Genomic DNA, 15,280 nt, shown 5'->3' with positions numbered 1-15,280 from the left:
GTCGGCGGGTCAGGTGCCGTAGCGGCGTTGCCGGGTGCCGTAGGAGCGTAGGGCGCGCAGGAAGTCGACCCGCCTGAAATCGGGCCAGTTCAGCTCGCAGAAGTAGAATTCCGAGTGCGCCGACTGCCAGAGCATGAAACCGGACAGGCGCTGTTCGCCGCTGGTCCGGATGATCAGATCCGGGTCGGGCAGGCCCCTGGTGTAGAGGTGCTCGGAGATGTGGTCGACGTCCAGCGTGCCGGCCAGTTCCTCGATGGTGCCGCCCTTGGCCGCGTGCTCCACCAGCAGCGACCGTACCGCGTCGGTGATCTCGCGCCGGCCGCCGTAGCCGACGGCGATGTTGACCTGCGCGCCGCCGGTGCGTTCCCGGGTGCGCTCCTCGGCGGCCTTGAGCGCCTGGGCGTGCTGGGTGGGCAGCACGTCGAGCGCGCCGACCATCCGCAGCCGCCAGGGGTTGCCCTCCTCGGCCAGCTCGGTGCTGAGATCCTCGATGATCTGCAGCAGCGGGTCCAGCTCCTCCGCCGGCCGGGACAGGTTGTCGGTGGAGAGCAGCCAGAGTGTGACGTGGCCGACGCCGGCCGCGTCGCACCAGCGCAGCAGCTCCTTGATCCGCTCGGCGCCCATCCGGTGCCCGTCGTTCGGATCGACGAAGCCCATCTCCCGCGCCCACCGGCGGTTGCCGTCGCACATCACGCCGACGTGCCGGGGCACCGGTCGACCCGCGAGCCTGGCCGTCAGCCGGCGCTCGTAGACGGAGTAGAGAAGTTTCCGCAGAGTCATCACCTTGCAGCGTAGCGACCCACACCGAACATCAGCGCCTCGGTGGCGCACTCCGTGCGTGATCAAGAGAAATACGTCGCCGACGGGCCGTCCACTGACCGGAACCTCTTGATCACCGGTGCGGCGAGGGGCGAGGGGCGGGGCGAGGGGTCACCGGGGCGGCGGGGGTGGGGCGCGGTGCAGGGCGTAGAGGGCCAGGGTGGCCGCCGCCACCAGGGGTGCGCCGTCGCGGATCAGGCCGTCCAGGCCGAGCAGCCACCAGCACAGCGGCAGGTTCACCGCGAGCACGCCGAGGGTGATCGTCACCAGCAGGCGGCGGGCCCACCGCCTGCCGCGCAGCAGGAACGCCGTACAGAACAGCACCAGGTAGCTGACCACGATGCCGGCGGCGAACCAGGCCAGCACCACCGGTACGACGGCGAGCCGACCGTCCAGCACCGCGCCGCCGGCCACCAGCGCCGGCACCAGCATCAGCGGGCTGTACGTGAAGGCGGCCACCCGGCTGGTCAGCAGCCAGCCGGTGACCTCGGGGCGTTTCGGGGCGACCTCCCGCCAGCCGATCGTGCCGCCCTCGACGACCAGGCCCCGGCGGTGGCGCACCAGGTGCCCGGCGACCGCGTCGCAACGGTAGAGCAGCACGACCACGGCGACGCAGAGCGCCGTCAGCACGGCGAAGCCGACCAGTCCGGGCAGCGGCGGGACACCCTGCCGGGGCACCACCAGCCGGCCGACCGCGAACACGGTGGTCACGGCGAGGATCAACCCGAACGGCTTCGCGCCGGCCCGTCCCCGGTTCACCTGCCCGATCAGCACCAGGAAACCCAGCGACCGCAGCATCGCCCAGCCGGTGCGTACCGCCAGGCCGAACTCCTGCTCCGGGGCGTACCACCAGTTGAGCAGCTCGACCGCGACGGTGGCGGCGGCGGTCGAGGCGAGCAGGGTGGTCAGCGCCCGGACGGCGGACGGCCGCCGGACCGGTGGGGTCACGGCGGCCGTCCTCATGGTTTCCGGTCTTGCCCGCTACGGGCGGGCGGCACACCTGCTACCGGGGCTGCTCCGCGTCGAGCCGGGCGCGCAGCGCGTCCAGCTCCGACCAGAGGACGGCCGGCAGCTTGTCACCGAACTTCTCGAACCACTCGGTGACCAGCGGCAGCTCGTCGCGCCACTCCTGCGGGTCGACCTTCAGGGCGATCCGGACGTCCTCCGGGGTCATGTCGAGCCCCTCGACGTCCAGCGCGTCGGCGGTCGGGACCATGCCGATCGGGGTCTCGACCGCGTCGGCGGTGCCCTCGATCCGCTCGACGACCCACTTGAGCACCCGCGAGTTCTCGCCGAAGCCGGGCCAGAGGAAGTTGCCCTCGGCGTCCTTGCGGAACCAGTTCACGTAATAGATCTTGGGCAGCTTGGCGGCGTCGCCGTCGACGCCCTTGCCCATCTCGATCCAGTGGTTGAAGTAGTCACCGGCGTGGTAGCCGATGAACGGCAGCATCGCCATCGGGTCGCGACGCACCACGCCGACCGCGCCGGAGGCGGCGGCGGTGGTCTCCGAGGACAGCGTCGCCCCCAGGTACACCCCGTGCACCCAGTCGCGGGCCTCGGTGACCAGCGGGATGGTGTCCCGGCGGCGGCCACCGAACAGGATCGCGTCGATCGGCACGCCGTTCGGGTCGAAGTAGTCGTCGGCCAGGATCGGGCACTGGGTGATCGGGGTGCAGAACCGGCTGTTCGCGTGGGAGGAGAGGTTCTCGCTCTCCGGCGTCCAGTCGTTACCCTTCCAGTCGATCAGGTGGGCCGGCGGCTCACCCATGCCCTCCCACCAGATGTCGCCGTCGTCGGTCAGGGCGACGTTGGTGAAGATCGAGTTGCCCCGGTCCAGCGTCCGCATCGCGTTGGCGTTGGTCTTCCAGTCGGTGCCCGGGGCGACGCCGAACAGGCCGTACTCCGGGTTGACCGCGTAGAGGCGGCCGTCCGGGCCGAACCGCATCCAGGCGATGTCGTCGCCGATCGTCTCGACCTTCCAGCCGGGGATGGTCGGCTCCAGCATGGCCAGGTTGGTCTTGCCACAGGCGGACGGGAACGCGCCCGCCACGTGGTAGACCTTCCCCTCCGGGGAAGTGATCTTGAGGATCAGCATGTGCTCGGCGAGCCAGCCCTCGTCGCGCCCCATGACGCTGGCGATCCGCAGCGAGTAGCACTTCTTGCCGAGCAGCGAGTTGCCGCCGTACCCGGAGCCGAAGGACCAGATCTCCCGGGTCTCCGGGAAGTGCGAGATGTACTTCGTCTCGTTGCACGGCCAGGCGACGTCGGACTGGCCGGGGGCGAGCGGGGCGCCGATGGAGTGCAGCGCGTGCACGAAGTCGGCGTCGTCACCCATCGCGTCGAGCACGCTCGCGCCCATCCGGGTCATGATCCGCATCGAGGCGACCACGTACGGGCTGTCGGTGATCTCGACACCGAACATCGGGTTCTCGGCCTCGACCGGGCCCATGCAGAAGGGGATGACGTACATCGTCCGGCCGCGCATCGCGCCCCGGTAGAGCTCGGTCATCGTCCGCTTCATCTCGGCCGGCGCCATCCAGTTGTTGGTGGGGCCGGCGTCCGCCTCGTCCACGGAACAGATGAAGGTGCGCTCCTCGACCCGGGCGACGTCCGTGGGGTCGGTGCGGGAGTAGAAGGAGTTCGGCTTCTTCTCCGGGTTCAACCGGACGAGGGTGCCGTTGTCGACGAGTTCGTCGGTGAGACGCCGCCACTCCTCGTCGGACCCGTCCACCCAGACCACCCGGTCGGGGGTGGTGAGTTCCGCGATCTCCCGGACCCAGGCGAGCAGCCTGGGGTGGGTCGTGGGGGCCTGATCGATCCCCCGCACAGTAGCCGGAGCAACCATGACTCATCTCCTTGTGGTCGACGCTGACCGATTTATGGGATGCACGAGTCTCGGCGGACGCGGGCCGCGTCGCCTTCGTGGAAACCTGGGATTGGCCTCAGCGTAAACCGGGCGGACCCGCGAGTCAGTGGGACTGGTTGTGAAGAACTGCACAAGGTACGGCCCGGCTGCGGTAACACGAGCTGATACCCGCTTTCACGCGCACTTTCACGCAAATCCTTCGACGAACTGTCGGTGGGCGCGGGAACGGCCCACGGACAACGAAGGAACGGGCGGCGGCCCGGGCCGGCCCACCGCGCGGCGGCGGGTCGCCGGTGGTGCCCCGTCCGCGACGCCGGTTACCGGTACGCTCGCGAGGTGGCCGCGACGATGACCGGGGACCAGCCGGGTGCCCCGCAGACCCGCCCGGGTCTGGTCCGTTCGTTGCTGGACCGGTTCGGCCACCTCCTGCGCGAGTTGAGCAAGTTCGCCACCGTGGGCGGGGTGGCCTTCCTGGTCGACTTCGCGCTGTTCAACTACCTCACGCTGGGGCGTGGTGTCGAACCGGTGACCGCGCGGGTCGTCTCCACGGTGATCGCGGCGACCGTCGCGTTCGTGGGCAACCGGTTCTGGACCTGGCGGCACCGGGTCCGTTCCAACCCGGCCCGCGAGTACGCGCTGTTCTTCTTCTTCAACGCGGTCGGCCTGGGCATCGCGGTGGCCTGCCTGGCGGGCAGCCGCTACGGGCTGGGCAGCATCTGGCCCGGCGTGTTCCGTACCCCGCTGGCCGACAACATCGCCAGCTACGTGGTGGGCACCGCGCTCGGCACGCTGTTCCGGTTCTGGTCGTACCGACGGTTCGTCTTCGTCGAAGCGGGAACTCCCGCCGTCACGGAGGCGACCAGCGACCCGTCGTCCGGGTCGTGACCGGTCGTCCACCCCGTCCAGCCGGAGTTCCCGGCACCGTCCTCAGCCCTAAGGTGTTGCGCATGCGTCTTGTCCGTCTGCTGCCCGAGCGCTGGCAGAAGTTCATCCGCGAGGCGCTCAAATTCGGCATCGTCGGGGGCGTCAACACCGTCATCAATTACGCGGTGTTCAACGCCCTGGCACTCACCGTTTTCGTCGACGGTCAACTGAAGGCGACGGTCATCGCCACCATCGTGGCGACCATCACGTCGTATCTGATGAATCGTCACTGGACGTACCGGGACCGGCCGAAAGCGGCGCTTCAGCGCGAATACGCCCTGTTTTTCCTGTTCAACGGTGCCGGTCTGATCATCGAACTCGGTGTCCTCGCCGCCGCCAAGTACGGCCTGGGGTTCAACAGCCTGCTCGCGCTCAACGTGGCCAAGACAGGCGGTGTGCTGCTCGCCACCCTGTTCCGGTTCTGGTCCTACCGGACGTTCGTCTTCCAGCCCGTCCCCAAGCACGCCGAGGAGACCTGGCACTCCATCAAGCGGGACGAGTGGGACACCATGGCCGAGCTGGACCCGGTCGCCGAACTTGCCGAATCGGTGAGCGAGCTGGAAGAGGCCCAGAGCCAGGCCGAGGACCGCACGACCCCGGTGGCCGGGACCCCGGCCCCGACCGTCGAACCGGTGTTCAAGCAGGGCCGGGGCGGCACCCTCGGCCCGGCCGTCGCCGGCGGCGACCTGGACGCGGAGCTGGCCGCCGAGCTGCACGCCGGCACCACCCCCCGCACGCCGCGCCCCTGACCGGCCCGGGGCCGGCGGCCGGTTCACGCGACGATCAGCCGCTGGTGTCCCGCAACGGCTTGCCCTCCCGCATGTCGGCCAGGATGTCGCGCATCTCCCCGTCGCCCAGCGTGTGCTTGTCGTGCTGCGCCTCCACCAGTTCGTAGAGGGTGGTCTGCACCCGGTCGACCCGGGGCACGTCGACGAGCACCGACTGCCCCCGCTCGCCGGCCGACTCGATGGTGAGCGTGCCGCAACCCAGCAGCCGTTCGGTGAACCGCTGGGTCATCGAGTGGTCGTTGATCCGGGCCAGCGGCAGGTCCCGCCGGTGCCGGGAGAAGACACCCTCCTGGAGCAGCACCCGCTCGTTGGTGAACAGGTAGTGCGTGCTGCGCCAGACCAGGAACGGCCACAACCCCAGCCAGAGCACCGCGATCAGGAACAGACCGGCGACCACGGCGAGCACGAGCGCGCCACCGTCGCCGTCGGGCAGCAGGAGCCAGCCCGCCACCACCGCCGCGACACCGAGGACCAGCACCAGGATCGGCCGTAGCAGCGCCTTCCAGTGCGGGTGCAGGTGCAGGACGACGTGCTCGTCCTCGGTGAGCACGTCTTCGGGGAACGCCACGGGAACCTCCTCGGCGACAATCGGACGCGCTGACCGTAACCGGTCGGGGCGACCCACCGGATCAGCCGGGCGGGCGGCAGTGCACCCCGCGCACGAACCGACCGCGGGCCGCCCGGTCACCGCAGGTGCAGCACGTCCCCGGCCGCCAGCCGACGCTCACCGGCGGCGGTGTCGACGAGCAGGTGCCCGTCGGGGTCCACCCCGGTGGCGAGCCCGGTCAGGTCGGTGCCGTCGGGCAGCAGCACCCGCACCCGGCGGCCCACCGTGACGCAGGAGGCCAGGTACGCCGCCCGCAGGCCGCACGCGTCGGCGTCCCCGCCGGCCAGCCGCCACCTGTCGTACCAGTCGGCGAGGGCGCGCAGCAGGGCCCGCAGCAGCGGGTCCCGGTCGGTGGCGGTGGCACCGGCCAGTTGCAGCGACGTCGCCGGCAGCCCGGTCGGGTTCGCCGGCAGCTCGTCGGCGCGCAACGTCACGTTCAGCCCGATGCCGAGCACGATCGCGGGTGGCTCCGCCGCGCCGCCGGCCGGCACCGCCTCGGCCAGGATGCCTGCGCACTTGGCGTCCCCGATCAGCAGATCGTTGGGCCACTTCAGACCGGCGTCCAGTTCGGCCAGCCGGGAGACCGCCTCGACCAGCGCGACACCGGCGAGCAGCGGCAGCCAGCCGTACCCGGTGGGGGCGGCCGGCGGCCAGTCGCGGTCGGTGACGGCCTCGCCGGGCCGCAGCAGCACGCTCGTCGCGAGACCCGCCCGGGGCGGTGACTGCCAGGCCCGACCACGTCGGCCCCGGCCGGCGGTCTGCCGCTCGGCCACCACGACCAGACCCTCCGGCTCACCGGCCCGCGCGGCGTCGGCCGCGTCGGCGTTGGTCGAGCCGGTCTCCGGCCGCAGGTCCAGCCGCCGCCAGGGGCCCAGCGGCGCGGTCAACGCCCGGGACAACCGCGCCGCCGACAGCGGCGGTCGGTCCAGATCGGTGTACGGCGAACCCGGCATCCCGCCAGCCTACGGGCCGGCCCGACACCGCCGCCCGGCCCGCCTCCGGCGCAGGCCACTGAGGCGTACTGCACAGCGGCGTCGGCCTGAACCATCGTTATATTCCCAGGGTGACTACCGAGACCGGGACCAACATCCACAGCACCGCGGGCAAGCTGGCGGACCTGGAGCGCCGGGTCGACGAGGCGGTGCACGCGGGTGCACGCGGCGTCGAGAAGCAGCACGCGCGGGGCAAGAAGACCGCCCGGGAGCGGATCGACATGCTCCTCGACGAGGGCTCCTTCGTCGAGTTGGACGAGTTCGCCAGGCACCGGTCCACCAACTTCGGGCTGGACCGCACCCGCCCGTACGGCGACGGGGTGGTCACCGGCTACGGCACCGTCGACGGCCGGCAGGTCTGTGTCTTCGCGCAGGACTTCACGGTCTTCGGCGGCTCCCTCGGCGAGGTCTTCGGCGAGAAGATCGTCAAGGTGATGGACCTGGCCATGAAGATCGGCTGCCCGGTGGTCGGGATCAACGACTCCGGCGGGGCACGCATCCAGGAGGGCGTCGTCTCGCTCGGCCTCTACGGCGAGATCTTCTTCCGCAACGTCCGGGCCAGCGGGGTCATCCCGCAGATCTCCCTGATCATGGGCCCGTGCGCGGGGGGCGCGGTCTACTCCCCGGCGGTCACCGACTTCACCGTGATGGTCGACCGCACCTCGCACATGTTCATCACCGGGCCGGACGTCATCAAGACGGTCACCGGCGAGGACGTGGCGATGGAGGAACTGGGCGGCGCGCGTACCCACAACACCCGCAGCGGCAACGCGCACTACCTCGCCACCGACGAGGACGACGCCGTCGACTACGTCAAGGCGCTGCTGTCCTACCTGCCGTCGAACAACCTCGACGAGCCGGTGGTCCTCGACGCGCCGGCCGACCTCGACGTCACCGACGCCGACCGGGAACTCGACACGCTGATCCCCGACTCGGCCAACCAGCCGTACGACATGCACCGGGTCATCGCGCACGTCCTCGACGACGGCGAGTTCCTGGAGGTGCAGCCGCTCTACGCGCAGAACATCGTGGTCGGCTACGGCCGGGTCGAGGGCCGCCCCGTCGGGGTGGTCGCCAACCAGCCGATGCACTTCGCCGGCACCCTGGACCTCGCCGCCTCCGAGAAGGCCGCCCGGTTCGTGCGCACCTGCGACGCGTTCAACATCCCGGTGCTGACCTTCGTGGACGTTCCCGGGTTCCTGCCCGGCACCGGCCAGGAGTGGGACGGCATCATCCGCCGGGGCGCGAAGCTCATCTACGCGTACGCCGAGGCCACCGTCCCGAAGGTCACCGTGATCACCCGCAAGGCGTACGGCGGCGCGTACGACGTGATGGGCTCCAAGCACCTCGGGGCGGACCTGAACTTCGCCTGGCCGACGGCACAGATCGCGGTGATGGGCGCGCAGGGCGCGGTGAACGTCCTCTACCGGCAGGAACTGGCCGCCGCCGAGGATCCGGCCGCCGTCCGCGCCGAGCGGATCGCCGAGTACGAGGACACCCTGGCCAACCCGTACGTCGCCGCCGAACGCGGGTACGTCGACGCGGTGATCCCGCCGCACCAGACCCGGACCCAGATCGTCCGGGCGCTGCGGGTGCTGCGGACCAAGCGGGAGACGTTGCCGCCGAAGAAGCACGGCAACATCCCGCTGTAGCCGCACCGGCGCGGCCCGCCCGCCGCGGCGGTGGCGTGCCGGATGGCGAGCCCCGGCGGGGCCGGCCGGGGTCCACCCAGACCGGTCAGCAGGGGACGTCGGTGGCCGGGCAGAGACGCTTCGCGGCGGTCCCGCCCAGCGCGAGCAGGTCGGCCTGGCTCATCCCCGGCCCGGTGCCGTCGGCCCGGTCAGCGACCGTGTCCGGGGCGGGCACCACCACGGTGACCAGGTCGCCGACCCGCACCACCAGGGTGGTCTCGATGCTCGCCGCCGCGCCGACCGGTTTCCCACCGGTCTGCGCCAGGGGCTGCGACGCGACGTGCCGCAGCAGCACCGCCTGGTCACCGGCGAAGTCCCGAGCCGCCGGCTCCCAGCGGTGCTCCTGCTCGGTGGCCACCGGCTGCCGGTCGCCGGTGAGGGTGGACGCGTCGAGGGTCCACTCGGCGCAGGCGTTGAGCAGCCTGTCGATCTCGCCGAACAGCCACCGCCCCCGGGACAGCTCGATGCGGTAGACGTCCTGGCTGAGCACGGGCGTGGCCGGCTGGCCGGTCCGGGTCGTCGGGCGGAGCAGGGTCTGCGACCGGGAGGCGCGGGACACCGACAGTTGGGCGTCGACGTCGCGTTCCCGCCCGCACGATTCGAGTAGCGGATCGACCCGGACGGTCTCCCCGAGGCCGGTGTCGCCGAGCCGCTCGCCGGTCTTCGTGGGCAGGTCGGCGGGGGTCAGCAGGGCGTCGAGGGGGATCTCCGTCCGAACCGGGGCCGACGCGGGAGCGGACCCGGGTGCCGCGACCGGGGCGGTGGGCGTCGCCGGCCCGGTGGGCCGTTCCCGTGCCGCCACGGCGGCACCGGCCAGCACGACGAGCACCGTCACCGTCGACAGCACGGCCGTACGACGGCTGCGACGGCGGGCGCGGGCCCGCAGCTCCGCCGGCTCGGGCCAGCGGACCTCGCGCAGGTCCCGGTGCAGCCGGTCGACGAAGGTCAGCTCCTCACTCATCGGACCTCCTCCAGGTCGCCACCGGCGAGCAGCCCGGCGAGCGCGGCACGCCCCCGGGAGAGCCGGGCCTTGACCGTGCCCACCGGGGCCGCGGTCTCCCGGGCCACCTCGGCCACGGGCATGCCGAGCAGGTAGTAGAGGGCGAGCGCGGTGCGCTGCTCCTCGGGTAGTTGCCGCAGGGCGGCGACCACCTCCAAGGTTTCGGTGCCGGGGCCGGGCACGCTCTCGGTGGTCACCCCGTGCCGCAGGTAGGCGCGGGCCCGGCTACGCAGGCTGCGCCACCTGCTCACCGCGATCCGGGAGGCCACCACGCGTACCCAGGCTTCCGGGTCGTCGTAGCCGCTCACCGTCGACCAGCGTTGCCAGGCCCGGATGTACGCCTCCTGCACGGCGTCCTGCGCCTCGGCCAGGTTGCCGGTGAGCGCGTAGACGAAGCCGAGCAGGCGTTGCCGGCTGCCCCGGTAGAACTCGTCGAAGCCGTCGACGTCCGGCACCTGGTTACCTCCCCCGTGGCGGTCGCCTGTGACACGCGCGGCGCGCCCCGGTGGGTTGCGTGCTCAGCCGATCATTCCGCCCGGTCGAGCAGGTCGGCACCGCCCGGGTGACGGCCCACGTGCAACATCCCCGGGTACGGGTGGCCGCTGGCGATCACCACGCCCGGGTCGAGGTGGGTGGCCGGCCTCCCCCAGCAGTGCGCCGATGGTGCCGCCGACCGCGCCCGCCCCGATGACCGGGTATCGCATCCGGCCGATTCTGCCCGCATCCGCCCAGGTAGGCGACCCGACGTCGGGGTGCCACCGGTCACCCCGGGCCTGGCCCGCCCGCCCCGGTCCGAGCGGGATGCCCGTCGCGGGTCAGAGCGGGATGCCGGCCTCGGCGAGCAACGGGCCGACGAGCAGGACCGCGCCGACGGCGAGGGCGAGCAGGTTGACGACCCCGAAGAGGAGCACCCAGAGCAGCGCCGGGAGGGGCGTCAGGTGGGCCAACTGGTCCGCGTCGGACTCGGGCATCCGGCCCCGGCTGCGCAGCCGTTGCAGCTCGAAGACCGGCCGGACGCCGCCGAACAGCAGGAACCAGACCGAGGTCCAGGCGAACACGGCCTGCACCTGCGCGGTGGCGTACCAGGAGACGACGAGCACCACCCCGCCGGTGACCAGTAGGGACAGCACCCCGAAGACGTTGCGGACGAGCAGCAGCATGGCGAGCAGCAGCGCGACCGCGACCCAGAGCAGCAGGGTGATCCGGTTGCCGCCGAGCAGCCAGGCGCCGCCCAGGCCGACCAGGGACGGCGCGACGTACCCGGCGAGCAGGGTGAGGATCATGCCGGGGCCGGTGGGGTGGCCGGCGCTGAGGGTGAGGCCGGAGGTGTCCGAGTGCAGCCGGATGCCATGCAGCCGCCGTCCGGTCAGCAGCGCCGCCAGGGCGTGACCGCCCTCGTGGGCGATGGTCACCGCGTTGCGGGCGACCCGCCAGGACGACCGGACCGCGACGACCACCAGCGCGGCCACGGCGGTGAGCACCACCAGCAGGGGCGGCGGGTCGGGTTGGGCGCTGAACAGCCGGTCCCAGAGGTCGCCCAGCCCGTCGATCGACACCATGGCCGGGGAGCCTACCCGGCCGGATCGTGTCGCTCGACGGTCGTCGCCTCGTATCCCGTGAGACTGACCGGGCGGCGAGGGCACGGTGGTCGAGGCCGGTGCGGTCGCGCTGGGTCTGCGAGATCGTCCACTTGGGCCGAAGGCCGGCGAGACGCCGACCCTGGCCGAACCGTTCCGGTGGCAGCTCGACCCGGCCGCGCTGCGTGAGCCGGCCCGCTGCGTGGTACCGCCTCCGGCCTGCCCTGACCGGTTCGGATCACCGTACGCCGACTCGACCGTTGTCGGTGAAAGTTTCCTTAAGCCCCCTTGCGATCAAGGGCAGGAATCTCCAAAGATTGGCGTCAATCGATTGGCGTCCCTGGAGGAATCCATGACCCGTACCAGAGTGTCGTTGCGCCGGCTGTTCGCCGCCGGTCTCACCGTGGCCGCCACCGCGGCCGCGGCCCTCGTCGTCACGGCCGGACCCGCGGCCGCCGCCACCACCGCCGGCGTCGACGTCTCCCACTACCAGGGCTCCATCAACTGGACCAGTGTCCGCAACGCCGGGATCGAGTTCGCCTACATCAAGGCCACCGAGGGTTCGAGCTACAAGGACCCGAACTTCAACGCCAACTACGTCAACGCGTACAACGCCGGGGTGATCCGGGGCGCCTACCACTTCGCCCGGCCGAACATCTCCTCCGGTGCCACCCAGGCCGGCTACCTCGCCAGCAACGGCGGGGCCTGGTCGGCGGACAGCCGCACCCTCCCGGCCGCGCTCGACGTCGAAGCCAACCCGTACAGCGGCGGCACCTGCTACGGGCTGTCCACCACCGGGATGCGCAACTGGATCCAGGACTTCCTCAACACCTACCGCTCCCGCACCGGCCGGTACGCGGTCATCTACACCACCACGAGTTGGTGGAACCAGTGCACCGGCAGTTGGACCGGCCCGTGGGCCAACCACCCGCTCTGGCTGGCCCGCTGGGCGAGCGCGCCGGGCACCCTGCCCGCAGGCGCCCCGGTCTGGAGCTTCTGGCAGTACACCAGCAGCGGCAGCGTCTCCGGGATCAGCGGCAACGTCGACCGCAACTACTGGAACGGCGACCGCTCCCGGCTGATCGCGCTGGCGAACAACACCTGATCACCCCCGGACACGGCTCGGCGGCAGCGGGACCGGTCATCACCGTACGGTCGATGGCTGGTCCGGCTGCCGCCGTCGCGCTCGACGACCCCGCCGGGTCAGGCGCTCTTCCGGCTGGTCAACGGCATGGCCACGGCATCCGTGGCGGTGGGCGTCACGGTCCGGCGGCTCAGCCGCCAGGCGGCGACCCCGGCGGCTGCGACCGTCACGACGGCGATCGACACGACCAGCGCGGCCACGCCGACGCTGAGCAGCAGCAGGACGACATCGCCGAGGGCGACGAGCATCCACAGTGCCAGTCTCGGCCGGGCGTCCCTGCGTCGGTAACTCATCTCGCTACCTCCTTCCGTCGTCCCGGGAGAGATACCCCGTACGACGCAAGGTCATGCGAAACGATTTCATCCCCGGCGGGAATCCCCCGGGATCAGTCCTTCCGGTCCGGCACGAACCTGCTGGTGATCAGGGCGAAGTTGTCCAGGTTGGCGTTCCAGTCCTTCGCCGCGACCTCCCACCGGATCGCGTAGCCCCGGTTGGTGGCGGTGACGAAGCCCCGGTTGCGGACGTGGATGCGGGTGTTGTCCCGGGTTTCCAGCCAGTCCCAGTCGGCGCAGGTGCGGTAGCCGCCGCACGCCTTGATGTCGAGGTACTGGTAGTTGCTGACATAGTTGCGGCGACTCGGTTCCTGGGCCTTCCAGTCGGCGACCGCGTCCTTCTTCGGACTGGACGTCCACTGGATGAACAGCTCCCGCACCCCGTTCGGCTCGGTGATGACGACCGCATCGGAACGGACGCTGCGCCGCCAACCCTTCGGCACCGGGACTTTGAACGTCGGCCCCTGGTACATCTCCCAACCCTCAGGCAGCGCGTTCGGGTCGGTGGAGGGGGTGGCCGACGGCGTCGGGCTGGGCGCGGCGCTGGTCGGGGGCGGGGGTGCCGGAGCCGACGTGGGGGCGGCGGAGGACGCGGCGGCGCTCGTCGGGTCGGTGGCCTGCGGGATACCGCCGTTTTCCGGGTCGTCGGAGCGGGTGAGCAGCGGGACGGCCAGCGCCAACCCCACCAGCAGCACCGCGACCAGCGCGCCGATCAGCAGGTTACGACGCTTGTGGTCCGGCGGCGTCCCGTCGTACACCGGGACGGAGGCGACCCCGGCGGACCCGGCGGGCGGGCTGACCGGCGCATCCAGCACGGCGGTGGGGTTGGCCGGCGGGGGCGGGTCGGCCCGGCCGGCGCGGACCGGCGGGGTGATCTTGCTGGTCGGTGCGGCGGCCGCTGCGACCGCCTCGCCTGTCGACACGGCGTCCTTGGCGGTCGGCGGATCGGCGGCCGGATCGGCCGGGCCGTTCGGTGCGGCGTCGGCCCCGGCCGGCGGGGTGACCTTCGTGGTGGGCCCGGCGTCCACCCCTGCCGGCACCGTCGCGGTGGCGTCCGCACCCACGGCCGACGCCCCGGTGACGACGGTCGGCTCCGCTGCGCCACCCGTCGCGGTGGCACCGCCCGCCGTGGCCCGCGCGGCGGCGCTGTCGGTCGCGGCGACGCTGTCCGACGCCGTCTTCGCGGCTGCCGCCTGCGCCGCTGCGGTGCCGGCTCCCGCTGCGGCGGCCAGCGACGACGAGGTCCTCGCGCCGGTTGCGCCCTGCGCCGGGCGAGGTGCCGGCACCACCGGGGTACGCGGCTCACGGGGACCGTTCGGCCCCGGCCGGCGTACCCCGTCGAGCAGGGAGATGCCCCTGGCCCGCTTGCCGGCGGCCCGACGCAGCATGCGCTCGGCGACGTCGGCGGTGATCCGCTCGGCCGGGTCCTTGCGGAGCAGGCCGGTCAGCACCGGCTTCAACGGGCCGGCATTCTTGGCCGGCGGCAGCGGCTCGGTGGCCAGCGCGGCCAGGGTGCCGATCGCCGACGGCCGGGCGTACGGGGACTTACCCTCCACCGCCGCGTAGAGCGTCGCCCCCAACGACCAGAGGTCCGCCTCCGGCCCGGCGGTGCCGTCCCGGGCCCGCTCCGGCGCGATGTACGCGGGCGAACCGAGCACCATGCCGGTGCGGGTGACGTTCGGGTCGCCGGGGATGGTGGCCAGTCCGAAATCGGTCAGCACCACCCGGCCGTCGGTGCCGAGCAGCACGTTGCCCGGTTTGACGTCCCGGTGCATGACACCGGCCTTGTGGGCGGCCTTCAACGCGCCCAGCACGCCCAGGCCGATCTCCACCGCGCGGGCCGGCGGCACCGGGCCGTCCTCGGCGAGGGTGTCCTGCAACGACTTCGACGCCACGTACTCCATGACGATCCACGGGTCGCCGTCAGTGCGCAGCACGTCGAAGATGCGGACCACGTTGACGTGGTTGAGCCGGGCGATCGCCCGCGCCTCACGCAGCGACCGCTCCCGCATCTCGCGGCGCTCGTCGTCGGTCAGGCTGGGCGGCGGGACGAGTTCCTTGATGGCGACGTCCCGGTGCAGCACCTCGTCACGGGCCTTCCAGACCCGGCCCATGCCGCCCTGACCGAGCGGCGAGAGTAGCCGGTACCGGTCAGCGACGAGTTGGGAAGGTACGTCAGACATCGGTGAGACGGTACCCGGCCGCACCAACGCGTACACCGCCGGCACGCCACTGTGCGACATGGGTCAACTTGTCGGCGCGTACCCTGGCGTCATGTCTGCCGAAGAGCCGCTGTTCCGGGTCGTCCGGGGGGTCCCGACCGCCGAGGAACTAGCCGCGCTGGTGGGTGCGATCGCGCTCCGTTCCCGGCCGGCCGACCCGCCCCCGCCGGTGGCGGCGTCCGCGTGGGCCCGCAGCGCCCGCCCGGTAGGCGCGACCCCCGCGCCCGGTCGCGACGCCTGGCGCGCCTCCGGCCTGCCCCGCTGACGCTCTATCCCCTGCGGGTACGCGCAGCCGCCCCCGCTGCTCGGCTCCGGTGC

At 72.1% G+C, this 15,280-nt stretch carries 15 protein-coding genes; 5 read left to right on the top strand and 10 right to left on the bottom strand.

Going from position 1 to position 15,280, the window contains the following annotated elements; genetic code table 11:
• Positions 1-9: 9 nt before the first annotated feature.
• The 3 genes from Q2K16_RS25660 to Q2K16_RS25650 form a co-directional block, all read right to left on the bottom strand.
• A complete protein-coding gene (locus Q2K16_RS25660) occupies positions 10-780 on the bottom strand; it encodes an isoprenyl transferase (protein ID WP_302740727.1) in 771 nt (256 codons plus the stop codon).
• A 150-nt stretch (positions 781-930) separates the two neighbouring features.
• Positions 931-1,782 (bottom strand): hypothetical protein, encoded by an 852-nt coding sequence (locus tag Q2K16_RS25655; RefSeq protein WP_302740726.1) that lies wholly within the window; start codon positions 1,780-1,782, stop codon positions 931-933.
• A gap of 40 nt (positions 1,783-1,822) precedes the next feature.
• Entirely contained in the window at positions 1,823-3,664 is a 1,842-nt protein-coding gene (locus Q2K16_RS25650) for a phosphoenolpyruvate carboxykinase (GTP) (protein WP_302740725.1), read from the bottom strand.
• Positions 3,665-4,033: 369 nt separating this feature from the next.
• Between Q2K16_RS25650 and Q2K16_RS25645 the strand changes: the two genes are divergently transcribed.
• Together Q2K16_RS25645 and Q2K16_RS25640 are read left to right on the top strand one after the other, a co-directional pair.
• Positions 4,034-4,570, top strand: a complete 537-nt coding sequence (locus Q2K16_RS25645) for a GtrA family protein (protein WP_368052579.1) — start codon at positions 4,034-4,036, stop codon at positions 4,568-4,570.
• 62 nt (positions 4,571-4,632) lie between these two features.
• Complete coding sequence (locus Q2K16_RS25640) at positions 4,633-5,358, top strand: GtrA family protein (protein WP_302740723.1); 726 nt, start codon at positions 4,633-4,635, stop codon at positions 5,356-5,358.
• A gap of 34 nt (positions 5,359-5,392) precedes the next feature.
• Here the strand turns inward: Q2K16_RS25640 and Q2K16_RS25635 are convergent, their stop codons facing one another.
• Positions 5,393-5,965: a PH domain-containing protein gene (locus Q2K16_RS25635; RefSeq protein WP_145917904.1), complete on the bottom strand. Its 573-nt coding sequence runs from the start codon at positions 5,963-5,965 to the stop codon at positions 5,393-5,395.
• 116 nt (positions 5,966-6,081) lie between these two features.
• Positions 6,082-6,957, bottom strand: coding sequence for a biotin--[acetyl-CoA-carboxylase] ligase (locus Q2K16_RS25630; RefSeq protein WP_302740722.1), 876 nt, complete (start codon positions 6,955-6,957; stop codon positions 6,082-6,084).
• A gap of 110 nt (positions 6,958-7,067) precedes the next feature.
• On the opposite strand from Q2K16_RS25630, the gene Q2K16_RS25625 reads away from it, so the two are divergent.
• The gene (locus Q2K16_RS25625) at positions 7,068-8,648 is read left to right on the top strand and encodes an acyl-CoA carboxylase subunit beta (protein ID WP_302740721.1); all 1,581 of its coding nucleotides are present in this window, start codon (positions 7,068-7,070) and stop codon (positions 8,646-8,648) included.
• An 85-nt stretch (positions 8,649-8,733) separates the two neighbouring features.
• Here Q2K16_RS25625 and Q2K16_RS25620 read toward each other — a convergent pair whose 3' ends face one another.
• From Q2K16_RS25620 to Q2K16_RS25610, 3 genes are all read right to left on the bottom strand, one after another.
• Entirely contained in the window at positions 8,734-9,648 is a 915-nt protein-coding gene (locus tag Q2K16_RS25620; protein WP_302740720.1) for a hypothetical protein, read from the bottom strand.
• Positions 9,645-10,142 (bottom strand): SigE family RNA polymerase sigma factor, encoded by a 498-nt coding sequence (locus Q2K16_RS25615; protein ID WP_145917901.1) that lies wholly within the window; start codon positions 10,140-10,142, stop codon positions 9,645-9,647. The genes Q2K16_RS25620 and Q2K16_RS25615 overlap by 4 nt, the downstream gene beginning before the upstream one ends.
• Positions 10,143-10,502: 360 nt before the next feature.
• Positions 10,503-11,246, bottom strand: coding sequence for a M50 family metallopeptidase (locus Q2K16_RS25610; protein WP_302740719.1), 744 nt, complete (start codon positions 11,244-11,246; stop codon positions 10,503-10,505).
• 370 nt (positions 11,247-11,616) lie between these two features.
• Here Q2K16_RS25610 and Q2K16_RS25605 point away from each other — a divergent pair, with 370 nt between their 5' ends.
• Entirely contained in the window at positions 11,617-12,369 is a 753-nt protein-coding gene (locus Q2K16_RS25605) for a GH25 family lysozyme (RefSeq protein ID WP_302740718.1), read from the top strand.
• A 98-nt stretch (positions 12,370-12,467) separates the two neighbouring features.
• On the opposite strand, the gene Q2K16_RS25600 is transcribed toward Q2K16_RS25605, so the two are convergent.
• Both Q2K16_RS25600 and Q2K16_RS25595 read right to left on the bottom strand, forming a co-directional pair.
• Entirely contained in the window at positions 12,468-12,701 is a 234-nt protein-coding gene (locus Q2K16_RS25600; RefSeq protein WP_302740717.1) for a hypothetical protein, read from the bottom strand.
• A gap of 92 nt (positions 12,702-12,793) precedes the next feature.
• The gene (locus Q2K16_RS25595) at positions 12,794-14,923 is read right to left on the bottom strand and encodes a serine/threonine-protein kinase (protein ID WP_368052510.1); all 2,130 of its coding nucleotides are present in this window, start codon (positions 14,921-14,923) and stop codon (positions 12,794-12,796) included.
• A gap of 91 nt (positions 14,924-15,014) precedes the next feature.
• Between Q2K16_RS25595 and Q2K16_RS25590 the strand changes: the two genes are divergently transcribed.
• The gene (locus tag Q2K16_RS25590) at positions 15,015-15,227 is read left to right on the top strand and encodes an acyl-CoA carboxylase epsilon subunit (protein WP_302740716.1); all 213 of its coding nucleotides are present in this window, start codon (positions 15,015-15,017) and stop codon (positions 15,225-15,227) included.
• Positions 15,228-15,280 lie beyond the last annotated feature (53 nt).

This window comes from Micromonospora cynarisoli (assembly GCF_030518815.1).
Lineage (GTDB): Bacteria > Actinomycetota > Actinomycetes > Mycobacteriales > Micromonosporaceae > Micromonospora > Micromonospora wenchangensis.
Note: the sequence above shows the minus strand (reverse complement) of the source record. Positions and strands in the feature narration are given on the sequence as shown.

What these genes read in the sequence shown, in the direction of transcription:
- Q2K16_RS25660 (WP_302740727.1), bottom strand. Translation starts at nt 780, where the DNA reads ATGACTCTGCGGAAACTTCTCTACTCCGTCTACGAGCGCCGGCTGACG.
- Q2K16_RS25655 (WP_302740726.1), bottom strand. Translation starts at nt 1,782, where the DNA reads ATGAGGACGGCCGCCGTGACCCCACCGGTCCGGCGGCCGTCCGCCGTC.
- Q2K16_RS25650 (WP_302740725.1), bottom strand. Translation starts at nt 3,664, where the DNA reads ATGGTTGCTCCGGCTACTGTGCGGGGGATCGATCAGGCCCCCACGACC.
- Q2K16_RS25645 (WP_368052579.1), top strand. Translation starts at nt 4,034, where the DNA reads ATGACCGGGGACCAGCCGGGTGCCCCGCAGACCCGCCCGGGTCTGGTC.
- Q2K16_RS25640 (WP_302740723.1), top strand. Translation starts at nt 4,633, where the DNA reads ATGCGTCTTGTCCGTCTGCTGCCCGAGCGCTGGCAGAAGTTCATCCGC.
- Q2K16_RS25630 (WP_302740722.1), bottom strand. Translation starts at nt 6,957, where the DNA reads ATGCCGGGTTCGCCGTACACCGATCTGGACCGACCGCCGCTGTCGGCG.
- Q2K16_RS25620 (WP_302740720.1), bottom strand. Translation starts at nt 9,648, where the DNA reads ATGAGTGAGGAGCTGACCTTCGTCGACCGGCTGCACCGGGACCTGCGC.
- Q2K16_RS25610 (WP_302740719.1), bottom strand. Translation starts at nt 11,246, where the DNA reads ATGGTGTCGATCGACGGGCTGGGCGACCTCTGGGACCGGCTGTTCAGC.
- Q2K16_RS25605 (WP_302740718.1), top strand. Translation starts at nt 11,617, where the DNA reads ATGACCCGTACCAGAGTGTCGTTGCGCCGGCTGTTCGCCGCCGGTCTC.
- Q2K16_RS25600 (WP_302740717.1), bottom strand. Translation starts at nt 12,701, where the DNA reads ATGAGTTACCGACGCAGGGACGCCCGGCCGAGACTGGCACTGTGGATG.
- Q2K16_RS25595 (WP_368052510.1), bottom strand. Translation starts at nt 14,923, where the DNA reads ATGTCTGACGTACCTTCCCAACTCGTCGCTGACCGGTACCGGCTACTC.
- Q2K16_RS25590 (WP_302740716.1), top strand. Translation starts at nt 15,015, where the DNA reads ATGTCTGCCGAAGAGCCGCTGTTCCGGGTCGTCCGGGGGGTCCCGACC.